The following is a 15,205-nucleotide window of genomic DNA, read 5'->3' as shown; positions in this document are numbered from 1 at the left end:
TTAACAACCGGCGTTAAACCTATTTAATTGAATAATTTTCTACTAACTATTTTAATAATTGATCAAAAGTTAATGATACGTAGTATAAACCACCAACGCCTGGGTTACCAAATGCGTTTTGATAGTATTTGTTGCCAATATTAGAACCACCCATCTTAATCATCGTTTTAATAGGAAGGATCTTGTAGCTTAATTGAGCATCAAACGTACCTACAGAAGGCACTGTTCCTGCACCAAAGCTTCCATCATATAAAAACTCTGACTGGTAACGATAATTTAAACCGAAACCTAAACCTTTAAATAGATCATTATTGCTAAAGCCTGCGTTAAAGCGGTATTTAGGTGTATTAAATTGATCTCTGAAACCAGCTGTTTCATTTTTAATATCGTTATATGAAACGTTTGATGATAAAACAAAGTTATCTGGCATTAAGTAATCAAAACCTGCACCCCAACCTTGTGTTTTCACAGTTGCACTGGTATTATTCACATAAGTTGAATAGTTCTGGCTGGTGCGTGGATCAACTAAAGCTGCATAAGCTTGCATATCGCTAGGAGTTGAGCTTGTTGGCTTCGGTTGAACTAAAGTAATCATACCAATAAAGTTTTTGTACGAACTAGCATAGTAGAATAAGTCAACCAATAATTTTTTATTGATCAAGCCTTTATAACCAAACTCAAATGACTCAACTTTTTCAGGATTAAACTCTTTGAAGCTATATTTCTGCAATAAAGGAGCTGCAGTGCTTATCGCTATTTGAGCTGCTTGATTTGAAGGAGTCCCCTTCTTTAATTCAGCTGCATATGTATCACCAAACGACTTTCTGTAAGCCACAACGCTTTCTGAGGTATAGCCAGGGTTATTACCAAAGTTATAGGCGGTTTGGAATTGTGGCAAACCTCCAATTAACAATGAGCTACCAGTGTTTAAGTTAATGTACTGATCTTGGTTAGTTGGGTTACGGAAACCAGTTTGGTATGAAGCACGGAAGCTGTTTTCAGGAATAAATGTCCATACAGCAGATACACGTGGAGAAAACTGACCTTTGAAGTTCTCGTTTTTATCGTAACGTAATGAACCTGATAATTTAATTTTATCGTCTAAGAATCTTTTAGAAACCTGAGCAAATGCACCGTATTCTTTTACATCGATCGCTTTACCTAAAGTATCAACAAACAAGGTTCCTTTTGAATTCAAACTATACATACGGTAGTTACCTCCCACTTGTAAGTCAACAACTTTAGAAGTGAATTTCGACAAGTTATATAAACCTTCAGCCTGGTATAAATCAGATTTGTCAGTAAACAATGCACCTCTTGGAATTGGAATAGAAGCCACAGTATTTTTTGCAGTATTAAATCCATCTGTTCCTGGGACTAAACGACCTTGATCAGCAAATTGGCGAGCAGGTGAATGTGCTTGTGCAGAAGCCATAGCTGCTGCCTGATCCGCCGGAACACCCTGACCAAGAGCCTGTGCATAAATTGTTTGATAAGCAGTTAGGTAAGCACCTACATACTGTGGATACCACGAACCTGCAGCATTTGCAGGATTAAAGCTTGGCTTCCAACTTTCATTCATTAACTGTGCTAAAACAGTTCCATTGTATGATTCACCCGCATCTTCTTGCGTAGTATAAGCACGTACGTAAAAATCACTTCCTTTTAACTCTAATTTATACTGTCCGATGTTGAAGTTACTCAATGAGTAACGATCCGAACCTGTATAAACCGTTGTTCCTTTACCCCATCTTCCTGAACCTACTAAAGTTAAGGTTTCATTTAGCTTGTATTGTAGTTCACCACCCAATTTCACATTGTAGGTACCGTAGTCAACTAATGATGATTCATCATAACCAGTACGAGAAACATTTTGATTAGGAACAAATGCTGAAGAACCTGCAGGGATTGCTCCTGCTTGCTCCATCAATCCAGCAATTTGTTTAATATTTGCACTGATCTCGTCACCATAAACGTTTACACCGTCGTAATTTGGATCTGAAGCACGATTGCCATCAATGACTTTGTCGGTTCCTCTGTTATAGTTACGGGTATCATTTGCCTGCCAGTCATCAGCTTTTAAATAACTTGCATTAACCTTAAACGCCAATTTGTTATTAAACTGCTGTGCATAACGTAATGCATACTCACTGTACAATGATTTCCCTTGTGCAGGATCTCCTACATGCATTAAGCCTTGTTTAGTTTGAAAGCTTAATCCAGTGTATTTAAATGGATCTTTACCAGTCATTAAGATGGTACCGTTCATACCTCCTGCGCCATATAAAGCCGAAGAAGCACCAGGTAAAATCTCTACATTTTCAGCGTCAAGCTCGGTTAAACCGATTACGTTACCTACTGAAAAGTTCAAACCAGGTGCCTGGTTATCCATACCATCTACCAATTGGTTAACACGGGTATTACCGCTACCACCAAAACCACGAGTAGTAATGGTTTTAAAGGTTAATGAAGAGGTAACAACGTCAGCTCCTTTTAAGTTCGCAATTGCATCATAAAAAGAAGGAGCCGGGTTAGATTGCATGGCTTTAACACCAATACGCTCAATCGAAACCGGTGATTCGAGAATTTTCTCCTCTACCCTCGATGCAGCAACAACTACTTCCTGACCAAGTACGGCCTCAGTTGTCAATTCAATAACTAAGTTGCTTGTGTTTCCGGTTACATTAACTTCAATAGGTTTAAATCCGATAGAGCTAACTGTAAGAACAAACGGAACGGGAGTACTCGTTTTAAAAGAAAAATGTCCTTTTGAATCAGTTGAGGTTCCGGTGTTTTTACCCTTTACCGAAATACTAACAGCAGGCAATTCTTCTCCAGTGGCTTTATCCTTAACGGTTCCACTCACAGTTACAGTAGATTGCGCAAACGCAAAAACGTGCAACAAGAGAGCAAAGACCGTTGTTAGCCAAAATCTCTGGTAATTGTGTTTCATAAATTATAAGTAATTAGGTTTCTAAATTGGTTTCAAGGGTCCTAAAATATTAAAAAAAGGGGAATAACAAATTTTTTTATGCTTGCAGAAGAATTTTTTTTAAACATGCCAACAATCGTAGTATATTGTTTTGTTTGTCAAAATAAGTTCCTAATATTATTTCTTAAACCGATTTTAAAGCATATACAATGAAGATTTTCAGAGCGATTGCCCTTTTGGTGGTTTCGGGAATCCTGTTTTACGTAATGGATAATAAAACAGGACCAATACCTCCTCTTGGGCGATTTTTAAGTCCCTATTGCGGATTTTTGCAAAATGCTGAAGTGAAAAGCGCAGAAAAAGAACAAGCTTTATCTCTTCCTGGGTTAAGGGAAGAAGTAAGCTTATTATATGACGAAAACCGCGTTCCGCATATTTTTGCCAAAAACGATTATGATGCCTATTTCACACAAGGTTATGTAACCGCAAAAGACCGTTTATGGCAAATGGATTTCCAAACCCGATTTGCTTCAGGAAGAATTTCGGAGGTTATTGGTGATAAAGCCATTGAACTTGACAAATACAAACGCAGAACCGGAATGGTATATGGCGCCGAACAATCATTAAAAGGAATGATGGAAAATCCTCAAAGTCGATTAGTGGTAGAAGCCTATACTGCAGGTATCAACGCATACATTGCTTCACTAAGCCCGAAAGATTATCCGATTGAGTTTAAAATTTTAGATTATAAGCCAGAACAATGGACACCATTAAAGTGCGCATTGTTATTGAAGCAAATGACCTCAACGCTGGCTGGAGGATCTGATGATTTTTACCTGACCAATATTTTAAAAGAATATGGGCCATCGGTAGTGAATGATCTTTTCCGTGATTATCCGTTTCGCGAAGATCCAATTATTCCTGTTGGCACCAAATGGACTTTCAATCCCTTAAAAGTACCTGAACCGCCTTCCAGCTTTATTGCTATGATGGCTGACTCTATTCATCCGCAAGAAAAAATTGAAGGCATAGGCAGTAATAACTGGGCGGTTTCGGGTTCTAAAACCGCCAGCGGCATGCCAATTTTGTCCAATGATCCTCACCTTGATTTAACTTTACCTAGCATTTGGTATCAAATTCAGATCGTAACACCTACAATGAATGTTTATGGTGTGTCCCTTCCCGGATCGCCTCATGTGATTATTGGTTTCAATAAAGATGTTAGCTGGGGAGTTACCAATGTTGACGCCGATGTTTTGGACTGGTATCAGGTTAAATTTAAGGACAATAAAAAAGACGAATACTGGTGGAACAATCAATGGAACAAAACCACCAAACGCATTGAAACTATTGGTATTAGAAATGGTAAGTCGTTAATCGATACTGTAGTTTATACGCACCAAGGTCCGGTGGTTTATTATGAACAGCAAAAACCCTTTAATGACAATATTCCGGTAGGAGCCGCAATGCGTTGGATTGCCCATGATAAGTCCGATGAACTATCTACGTTTTATGGTCTTAACCGTGCTAAAAACTACGACGATTACCGTAATGCGTTAAAAACATATGGCGCGCCGGCACAAAACTTTATTTTCGCCGACAATCAAAATGACATTGCCATTACTCCTAATGGAAAGTATCCGCTGAAATGGAAAGAACAGGGCAAATTTGTTTTAGACGGAACCGACCCTAAAAATGATTGGCAAGGCTGGATCCCTGCAGAGCAAAACCCAACAGTTAAAAATCCTGAACGTGGATTTGTTAGCTCTGCAAATCAATCAAGTACCGACCCCTCCTACCCATATTACCTAAACTGGGAGTTTGCTCCATATGAACGAGGCACGCGTATCAACAGACGCTTGGCGCAAATGAATCATATTACAGCAGATTCGATCAGAGGTTTACAAAACGACAACTACAGTGTACATGCCGAAAACGTTAAGACAACGTTAATCTCCTTAATTGATCAGAATCAACTTAGTAAAAAAGAGGCAGTGGAAGCCTACCGTTTATTAAATTCATGGGATAATTATTACAATGCCAATGAAATAGCGGCAACGATTTTCGACACCTGGTATAATCTACTACGAAACGCTATATGGGCAGATGACTTTACCGGCAAAGGAAGTATAATGCGTTCTCCATCAAGAGACCGTACCACACAAATTATTTTGAATGAGCAAAATTCAAAATGGATAGACAATGTAAACACTCCACAAAAAGAAACTTTAGGTGATTTGGTCACATCTAGTTACCTGGCAGCAATTGATACACTTACCCAGAAGTATGGACCAATGGGCGAAAAATGGCAATGGGGTTATGTGAAAGACACCTTTGTACCGCATTTGGCTAAGATCCCTGGGTTCAATAGTAAGCATTTATTTAATGGAGGTAGTAAAGGTTCGGTAAATGCATTAAGTCAACACAACGGACCATCATGGAGAATGATCGTTGAACTTGGAAAAAATGTAAAAGCTTATGGAGTCTATCCGGGCGGGCAGTCCGGAAACCCAGGCAGCTGGTATTATGACAATATGGTTGATACCTGGTCTGAAGGAAAATTAAATGAGTTGGTTTATTTGTTAAATCCAACAACAAGCGATAAACGAATTATTTCTATAGTAAAATTAAATAAATAATAATATGCTATTTTTCTTAATATTTATCATATGTGCTATATTGCAATTAGTATTGCCTTGGTGGATAATAATGCTGATACCATTTGCTTTAGCAATTTGGAAAGGTGAGAAAGGATCAAAAACTTTTCTATCTGCATTTGGAGCTATTTTCATGTGCTGGTTTTTGTTTGCTTTTTTTATTCACTTTAAAACAGAAGGGATTTTAACTGATAAAGTAGCCGAAATGCTTATGGTTAAATCCCCGGTGATACTCATATTTATCACAGGTATTATTGGCGGATTGGCCGCCGGTTTAGCTGCTCTTACTGGTTATTACTGTAAAACCGCAATAGCTAAAAAAGAGGAGCAATCATAAAGATAAACGATTCTATATTCCTAATCGTTTCTTTACCCTAAGCCTCTGCATCAACCTGTAGAGGCTTTATTTTTTGATACGATTGTTGTTGATTACTTTTGCTGCGTGAACAAACCTAATTACTCATCAATCTTTTCTATTGGTAACGAGCAAGCTTTTAACGAGCTTTGTCTAGCCGTTTTTCGTTATCAAGCCCAGTCCAATCCGGTTTATAAAGAATATTTACAACATATTAAAGTAAATCCTACAGAAGTTGATACTTTCCGATCGATTCCTTTTTTACCTATCAGTTTTTTTAAAACTCATGAAATAATTACTGAGCAACAATCTGCAGAAGTTATTTTCAGCAGTTCAGGTACTACCGGAATGATCCAAAGTCGACATCTGGTTTCTGATGTTCAGGTTTATATAGACAGTTTTATAAAGGGTTTTAAATATTTTTATGGCTCACCAAAAGATTATTGCTTTGTTGCGCTCCTTCCATCCTACCTGGAACGCGAAGGTTCATCATTAATTTTAATGGTTGAAGAACTTATTAAACAATCCGGACATCCGAAAAGCGGTTTCTTCCTTCACAATCACGATGAACTACATGAAACACTAATTACACTTGAAGCCGAACAACAAAAAACAATATTAATTGGTGTTACCTACGCATTGCTCGATTTTATAGAAGCCTACCCAATGACTTTAAACCATACCATAGTAATGGAAACGGGTGGGATGAAGGGAAAGCGTAAAGAAATGGTTAGAGCCGAACTGCATGAAATTTTGCAAAAAGGTTTTGGTGTGAATGAGATTCATTCAGAGTATGGAATGACTGAGTTATTATCACAAGCTTATTCAAAAGGCGAAGGTGTTTTTGCTTGTCCACCCTGGATGAAAGTACTAACTCGCGACACTAATGACCCTCTAAGTTTAAATGCGGACAATCATTCCGGAGGGATCAATATTATCGATTTAGCTAATATTAATTCTTGTTCGTTTATTGCTACGCAAGATTTAGGCAAGGTATATACTGATCAAACATTTGAAATTTTAGGTCGATTTGATAACAGTGACATCAGAGGTTGCAACTTGTTAGTTCAATAAATCAAAATAACCTATTATCGAACTTAAATGGTTACATCTGCTATAACTATTTTTTTCATATCGCATGGTACGGATTTATCAAGTAATAAATATATACCTAGAGTAAAACTCCAATGTGCAAGTCCAATTGACTTGCCCCGTTTGATGGACTATATTCTTTATATCCACCTCTACCGTCCATTAATAATTTCTACTTACAAACTCCTGTACATTTAAAGACATGAATCGATTCACAATTTGTTCTGCCGAAATCTTATTAGTTTCCAATTGCATGTTTTTCATGTTACTCTTTTCAAAATTATAGGCGTGCTTAAGCAGGTAATCGTCTAAAAACTGAAACTCTTCTGAAGTCCAATAACCATTTATTGGGTCTACAATTCCATCATAATCCGATCCGAGACATTGGATATCCCAGGCAAATAATCCATTTGAATCAAGTAGAACAGCAATATGTTCAATTTGCCTCCAAACCAAACGAGCCCAATTATAAAGTATTTTTTTTCGAAAAATCTCACCCTTAGTATTTTCAAGCTCTGGTTTGCTGGCAATTCTTCGTTCATCCAACTGTACCCCAAAGAGCCCCCTTGATTTGGCTATCACCAATAATTCATCATCATAAAAATTGATTTCCTCGTCTACAAATAAATGCCTGTCTTGTTCATTGCCACACACTCCCCCATGGCTTGCCACTATCGGAATCTGTTCATGAGGAAACTCTGAAGCCAAAAAATCAAAATATTCTAATCTCGATTTTCGGCTCATATGTTTTACATCAATAATTATCCGTTTTCCATCAGTATTGTCAAGTAGCTTTTGGGCAACCTTTTTACCTAAATCAGTAAAACCTTCGCCCAACTTATACTGCTGGTCACAAACAGTTCCAACAATGCCTTTCAGGCTTTTAGCATGACCACATAACTCATTATAAAAATGGTGGGCAAAAGTGACAAACAGGGGTTTATTGGGCCAATTCTTAATCTTATCAATATTAGCTAAAACTTTCACTTCGTTACATGGATTGTTTACCGGATCAATTCCGGTTCCCAAGGCATGACAACCTTCAAAAGTGATTAGGAGAACAATAGTAAAGATTGGATCATTCTCATCCAGTAGAGCCTCAATCTCGGCATAATTCTTAGCAATAACATACCTGTATTGCTGATTACTGATAGCATAGATCTTGCCTTCCAATTGTTGCAAAAAAGCATACTCTTGCTCCAAATCCCCAAAGTAATCACTCACCGACTGCACAAAATCTACCCTAGCCTTCCCTAATCCGGTAATAAAATTGTTAACTACATCCGAAACCTTGCTAGTGCCTAAATGATTATTAAAAAACCTTTTTTCGATGGGATATAGAGAAACACATATTAAGCCCACATTACCATAGCCCAAGGCAGTCAGGTTTGTTTGGGAAAACCGGGTAATACCACCAACAAAATTTAAAATTTTATCAGGTAAGTTCGGTGGGTCATAGTGCCAAATCGAGGTTTTGTTATTTGTTTTTGGACTGTTAATTCCTGTATCACGGCCAAAGCTTTGTCCGTAGGGTTTCATAGTAGGATGACAGTGTATGTCAGCAAATACGTTTTTCATAGCGTTGATTTTTAGATATTTAAATATACAAAATCAGCATTTCAATCTATTTAACCTCTAGGGTTCAAAAACAAAAAAGCCCTGGAATTCCAGAGCTTTAAAACTAAACCATGATAAAACATTACGCCAAAATAGCTTCATTTAGCATTGCCATAAATTCGGTTTCCAGTGCTATTCCTTTATTCCTTGCGTACCATAAATGAATTTCGAGCGCCATTTCTTCTTTTGGCATTCTCATTTCATTTTTCATATGAAGAACTTGTTCCTGTAACACAGTTGGACGAGGCCCCCAGGTTCCAATTTCTTCAAATGTTTCTGCATTCACACGAATTAACTTTGGAATACTCTGTCCGCCGTTAGTTAAATACTGATCCATTAACTCAATATGTTGATCTCTTAAAAGAAATCGCACTTCTATATTTGGGCTTAAATCAGCTATCTTTTTAATTAAAGGAACATTTTGAGCAGCATCGCCACACCAACCCTCTGTTAATACCAGCCAAATTTCTTTCTGGTGATGATTTTTAAGTATTTCACTTAACTCTGCAGATGGAATATAAGTTTTATCCCATCTATTCATACGTTGAACATTCATTCTGGCATATTCAATCATATCAGGTGAGTTATTATTTCCAGTCGTAAGGTTATGTGGTAATAAGTCATCAATCAACTCTCTGTATGATTCATACGATATTGATTGCTCATATTCAGATTTTAAGAACGCTTGTTTATCCATCAATATTAGATTTAGTAATCTTTTCAAAGATCGGAGTAACGTTTCTAAACAAAAATGACACAAATCATTATTTGTGTCATTTTACAATATCTTTACAATTAGATTAAGCCTGTGCGGTTGGCCCTCCAAAGTTCATTGGCAAAGCTTGCTGCCCTTCATGGGTTTTAATTTTGCCATGAACCATTTCATATTTGTGTATATTATCCTCCAAGGCATTTAACAATCTTTTGGCATGCTCTGGGGTTAATACAATACGTGATTTTACTTTGGCTTTTGGAACACCAGGCATTATACGAACAAAGTCCACTACAAATTCGGTTGATGAATGTGTGATAATGGCTAAATTAGAATATGTGCCTTCTGCAATATCCTCCGATAATTCTATGCTTAATTGATTTTCGTTATTTTCTTCCATGATAGCAATCTTTAATGCTCAAATATAGCGTATGATTGATTTAAATCTTTAGAATTTTTATTATTTCAGAAGCACTTCTGTGGCCCCATAACCAAATTTATCCTTGCCGGCATCTTTAAAAGTTCTTACATGCGGATGTTTGCTAAGCACTTTATACAGTTCATGCTTTAAAGTTCCGTTACCTATCCCATGAATAAACACAATTGATGGCAAATGATGTACAATAGCTGCATCCAAACTTTTATGAAACTGTGCTAATTGAATTTGCAATATATCCGTCTTCTTTATAAAATGAAAATCATCTCTTAATTTCTCTATATGCAGATCGATTTCATGCTGCGGTTTCTCAACTTTAGGTTTTTCTTCTTTTACATTGAACAAACTTTCTTTCAATTTATCGACATCAAGAATCAATTCAGGTTCATCAATTTGAAACACCCAACCACTGGCATTTAACTGCACAACATTCTTTTTCGCACCACTAAAATCTTTGGCTTTGAACTTAAACTCTTTTAATAGGGGCGGCTCTGGTTTAATATCCGCATTAGCATGTACGATTAATTGAGTTAATAATTTTGGCCATAGATCAAGCTCTGCCAACGACAAGGAACATATTTTTGCGATTTCATCCGAGGCTATCAATCCCGAAAAAACACCCTTATATTGTTGCCTTTGTTCGCTTATTATGCTTACTAGTAAGTCGTAAGAAGTTTCATTAATTATATGCAGATGAACAACTGATTTAGCCTTTGCATCGTCAACAACCGCAAAATAAATACCTCGCTTAATAAAATTATTGAGTGAAATTTCAGGTGTTGCTTTAATCTCTAATGGTTTTTCTGAATCATCTAAATGATTTCCATGAATTATGGTAATTTTAGTGGTAAGCACCGGAATCTCAAAGTCATCTTCTCCGGTTACTCCAACTGATTGAGCGTCGATAATTCGAGTTATGTAGCCTTCTCTTCTTTCGTCAACAAATCGAACAAAATCTCCTAGTTTAAATTTCATAGCTGTTATCTTCTGCTGTAAAAATACAATGTATATACCGTTATTAAACAGCAAAGCGCGACTTCTTTCGAAGTCGCGCTTTGCATTAAAACTTATAGAAGACTAGTCTTCATCTTCTTTTGAAGCAAGTAATTTCTCATACTCTTCACGAGAACCTACAATCATACGATCATAAGCACGCATACCGGTACCTGAAGGAATTAAGTGACCAACGATCACATTTTCTTTCAAACCTAACATTAAGTCAGTTTTACCAGCAATCGCTGCCTCGTTAAGTACTTTGGTTGTTTCCTGGAAAGATGCAGCCGAAATCCAGCTCTTAGTACCTAATGAAGAACGGGTAATACCTTGCAACACCGGACTAGAAGTAGCAGCAACCGCATCGCGAGCCTCTACTAATTTCATATCACGACGTTTAAGGATTGAGTTCTCATCACGTAGTTTACGAACTGTGATAATTTGACCTTTCTTAACCGAAGTTGACTCTCCTGGATCTATAACTACTTTCTTATCAAACATGTTGTCATTCTCATCCATAAAGTCGAGTTTGTCAACAGCTTCTTTTTCTAAGAAACGAGTATCTCCCGGATCTTCGATGAATACTTTCTGCATCATTTGGTGAACGATAACCTCGAAGTGTTTATCGTTGATTTTCACACCCTGCAAGCGGTAAACCTCCTGAACACCATTTACAAGATACTCTTGAACAGCACCAGGGCCTTTGATGGCAAGAATGTCAGTAGGACTGATTGAACCATCTGACAACGGCATACCAGCTTTAATAAAGTCATTATCCTGAACAAGAATGTGTTTAGATAATGAAACAAGGTACTTTTTGATTTCGCCATCTTTTGATTCGATGATGATCTCACGATTACCACGTTTAACTCCACCTAAAGTAACAACACCGTCAATTTCAGTAACGATAGCAGGGTTAGATGGGTTACGAGCCTCAAATAACTCGGTTACACGAGGAAGACCACCGGTGATATCTCGGGTTTTACCTGCAGAACGAGGAATCTTAACAAGCACCTGACCTGAAGATACTTTCTCGTTTTCATCAACAGCAATGTGTGCCCCTACTGGAATACTATAACCTTTTTCACCGTCTTTTCCAATAATGCGGATAATTGGGTTTTTGGTTTTATCACGGCTATCAATAATCACTTTCTCTTTGTGACCAGTTTGCTCGTCTGATTCTTCCCGGAAGGTAACACCCTCAAGAATTGCTTCAAACTCAACTTTACCTGTATATTCAGAAACGATAACAGCATTATAAGGGTCCCAGCTACAAATAGCGGCACCTTTTTCTACTTTTTGACCATCCTGAACGAACAAATGTGCACCGTAAGGAATGTTGTTGGTCATAATTACTTTTCCGGTAGCTTCTTCAACTAAACGAATCTCACCAGAACGACCTAAAACAACTTCAATATTAGCATCATCAGTTTTTAAGGTAACGGTACGAATATTTTCGAACTCTAACTTACCAGGGAACTTAGCTGTAATTTGTGACTCTGCAGCAATGTTTGATGCGGTACCACCCACGTGGAAGGTACGAAGTGTAAGCTGTGTACCTGGCTCACCAATTGACTGAGCTGCAATTACACCCACTGCCTCACCTATCTGAACCATTTTACCGGTTGCAAGGTTACGGCCGTAACACTTAGCACAAGTACCGCGTTTAGATTCACAGGTCAATACCGAACGAATCTCAACAGCGTCAACCGCTGATTCTTCGATACGTTGTGCAATCTCCTCTGTGATCTCAGCACCTGCCACAGCTAATGTATCGCCTGTCATCGGATCAACAACATCGTTTAGAGATACCCGACCCAAAATACGATCGTACAATGGTTCTACTACCTCTTCGTTATCTTTCAAAGCTGATGTTAATACACCACGAAGGGTACCACAATCTGGCTCTGAAACAACCATATCCTGTGCAACGTCATGTAAACGACGAGTCAGATAACCGGCATCGGCAGTTTTCAACGCCGTATCCGCCAAACCTTTACGAGCACCGTGGGTAGAGATAAAGTACTCTAATACCGACAGACCTTCTTTAAAGTTTGAAAGAATCGGGTTTTCGATAATCTCACCACCTGAACCTGATTTCTGAGGTTTCGCCATCAGACCCCTCATTCCGCAAAGCTGACGAATCTGCTCTTTAGAACCACGGGCACCAGAATCCAACATCATATACACAGAGTTGAAACCTTGGTTATCTGAAGCCAATTGCTTCATCAGGTGATCAGTTAAACGAGAGTTGATACGTGTCCAGATATCGATGATCTGATTGTAACGCTCGTTGTTGGTAATGAAACCCATGTTATAGTTATTCATTACCTCATCAACTTCTTCCTGAGCCTGATTTAATAAGATCGCTTTTTCTTCAGGGATAGTTACATCTTTCAAGTTGAACGATAAACCACCTTTGAACGCCATCTGGAAACCAAGTTCTTTGATATCATCAAGGAACTTAGCTGCACGAGCCATACCAGTAATTTTAACGATGTTACCAATAATATCACGCAATGATTTTTTGGTCAACAACTCATTGATATAACCGGTTTCTACTGGAGAAAACTCGTTGACAATTACACGACCTACTGTGGTCTCGATCAATTTATTTACAGGTTCACCATTTTCGTCAATAGTGTTAACCTTAACCTTGATCCAGGCATGTAAATCAATACGATTTTCATTTAACGCGATGCGAACTTCTTCCGGGCTATAGAATATCGAACCTTCACCACGAACAATACGATCTGGCGTAGACTTACGTCCTTTAGTGATATAATACAGACCTAACACCATGTCTTGCGAAGGTACCGTAATTGGTGTACCGTTAGCAGGGTTCAAGATGTTGTGAGCCGCCAACATTAAAATTTGGGCTTCCAAAACAGCTGCATTACCTAATGGTAAGTGAACAGCCATCTGGTCACCGTCAAAGTCGGCGTTGAACGCGGTACACACTAATGGGTGTAATTGAATTGCTTTACCTTCAACCAATTTAGGTTGGAATGCCTGAATACCTAAACGGTGAAGTGTAGGAGCACGGTTTAGAAGAACAGGGTGTCCTTTTAATACGTTTTCAAGAATATCCCAAACTAAAGGATCTTTGCGGTCAACAATTTTCTTAGCTGATTTAACTGTTTTAACAACACCACGCTCAATCATTTTACGAATGATAAATGGTTTGAACAGCTCGGCAGCCATATCTTTAGGTAAACCACATTCGTGTAATTTTAAGGTAGGACCTACAACAATTACCGAACGAGCAGAATAGTCAACACGTTTACCTAACAAGTTTTGACGGAAACGACCTTGTTTACCTTTCAGAATATCTGAAAGCGATTTCAAAGCACGGTTACCTTCAGTTTTAACAGCATTAACTTTACGTGAGTTATCGAATAACGAGTCAACAGCTTCCTGTAACATACGTTTTTCGTTACGTAAAATCACTTCAGGAGCTTTAATCTCGATCAAACGTTTCAAACGGTTGTTACGAATGATCACACGACGATATAAATCGTTCAAATCTGAAGTTGCGAAACGACCACCATCCAAAGGAACTAAAGGACGTAATTCTGGTGGAATTACAGGAACGATCTTAACGATCATCCACTCCGGACGGTTCTCAATATTAGCTTGAGCACCACGGAATGCTTCTACAACCTGAAGGCGTTTTAAAGCCTCGTTTTTACGTTGTTGTGAAGTTTCGTTAGCGGCCTGGTGACGTAAGTCGTATGATAATTGATCTAATTGTAAACGACCTAATAAGTCCTGAAGAGCTTCAGCACCCATTTTAGCCACAAATTTATTAGGATCCTTATCGTCTAAATATTGATTTTCTTTTGGAAGAGTATCTAAAATATCTAAGTATTCTTCTTCTGTTAAGAAATCAAGGTATTGGATACCATCCTGAGCTTTAATACCCGCTTGGATAACCACATAACGCTCATAGTAAATAATTAAATCTAATTTTTTGGTAGGAAGACCTAACAAATAACCGATTTTATTTGGCAAGGAACGGAAGTACCAAATGTGAGCAACAGGCACAACCAAATTGATGTGACCCATACGCTCACGACGTACTTTCTTCTCGGTAACTTCTACACCACAACGGTCGCACACAATGCCTTTGTAACGGATACGTTTGTATTTACCGCAGGCGCACTCATAGTCCTTAACCGGACCGAAAATACGCTCGCAGAATAAACCATCTCGCTCCGGTTTATAGGTACGGTAGTTGATCGTTTCTGGCTTTAATACCTCACCACTTGAACGTTCAAGAATGTTCTCAGGTGAAGCAAGGCTGATCGTAATTTTGGTGAAATTACTTTTGATCTTATTTTCTTTTTTGTACGACATAATTCTATGTTGAATGAGAGAACTATAGAATGAGTGAATGAGTAAATGAAAG

At 38.0% G+C, this 15,205-nt stretch carries 9 protein-coding genes; 3 read left to right on the top strand and 6 right to left on the bottom strand.

Annotation, left to right across the window (positions count from 1 at the left end; genetic code table 11):
• Nucleotides 1-46 precede the first annotated feature (46 nt).
• Entirely contained in the window at nt 47-2,953 is a 2,907-nt protein-coding gene (locus NF867_RS13590) for a TonB-dependent receptor (RefSeq protein WP_252588576.1), read from the bottom strand.
• Between the two features lie 188 nt (nt 2,954-3,141).
• Here NF867_RS13590 and NF867_RS13585 point away from each other — a divergent pair, with 188 nt between their 5' ends.
• From NF867_RS13585 to NF867_RS13575, 3 genes are all read left to right on the top strand, one after another.
• On the top strand, nt 3,142-5,571 hold the full coding sequence (locus NF867_RS13585) for a penicillin acylase family protein (protein ID WP_252588574.1): 2,430 nt from the start codon (nt 3,142-3,144) through the stop codon (nt 5,569-5,571).
• 4 nt (nt 5,572-5,575) lie between these two features.
• Complete coding sequence (locus NF867_RS13580; protein ID WP_252588572.1) at nt 5,576-5,926, top strand: hypothetical protein; 351 nt, start codon at nt 5,576-5,578, stop codon at nt 5,924-5,926.
• Between the two features lie 105 nt (nt 5,927-6,031).
• Nucleotides 6,032-7,018: a LuxE/PaaK family acyltransferase gene (locus NF867_RS13575; RefSeq protein ID WP_252588570.1), complete on the top strand. Its 987-nt coding sequence runs from the start codon at nt 6,032-6,034 to the stop codon at nt 7,016-7,018.
• Nucleotides 7,019-7,198: 180 nt separating this feature from the next.
• On the opposite strand, the gene NF867_RS13570 is transcribed toward NF867_RS13575, so the two are convergent.
• From NF867_RS13570 to rpoC, 5 genes are all read right to left on the bottom strand, one after another.
• Complete coding sequence (locus NF867_RS13570) at nt 7,199-8,614, bottom strand: membrane dipeptidase (RefSeq protein WP_252588568.1); 1,416 nt, start codon at nt 8,612-8,614, stop codon at nt 7,199-7,201.
• 121 nt (nt 8,615-8,735) lie between these two features.
• Nucleotides 8,736-9,350 (bottom strand): thioredoxin family protein, encoded by a 615-nt coding sequence (locus NF867_RS13565; protein ID WP_252588566.1) that lies wholly within the window; start codon nt 9,348-9,350, stop codon nt 8,736-8,738.
• Between the two features lie 103 nt (nt 9,351-9,453).
• Nucleotides 9,454-9,765: a DUF3467 domain-containing protein gene (locus NF867_RS13560; protein WP_252588565.1), complete on the bottom strand. Its 312-nt coding sequence runs from the start codon at nt 9,763-9,765 to the stop codon at nt 9,454-9,456.
• Between the two features lie 60 nt (nt 9,766-9,825).
• A complete protein-coding gene (locus NF867_RS13555; RefSeq protein ID WP_252588564.1) occupies nt 9,826-10,776 on the bottom strand; it encodes a Smr/MutS family protein in 951 nt (316 codons plus the stop codon).
• Between the two features lie 102 nt (nt 10,777-10,878).
• The gene (gene rpoC / locus NF867_RS13550; RefSeq protein ID WP_252588563.1) at nt 10,879-15,153 is read right to left on the bottom strand and encodes a DNA-directed RNA polymerase subunit beta'; all 4,275 of its coding nucleotides are present in this window, start codon (nt 15,151-15,153) and stop codon (nt 10,879-10,881) included.
• Nucleotides 15,154-15,205: the final 52 nt, after the last annotated feature.

This window comes from Solitalea agri, from assembly GCF_023914155.1.
Lineage (GTDB): Bacteria > Bacteroidota > Bacteroidia > Sphingobacteriales > Sphingobacteriaceae > Solitalea > Solitalea agri.
The sequence above is the reverse complement of the archived record's forward strand: the minus strand, read 5'-3'. Positions and strand labels throughout refer to the sequence as shown.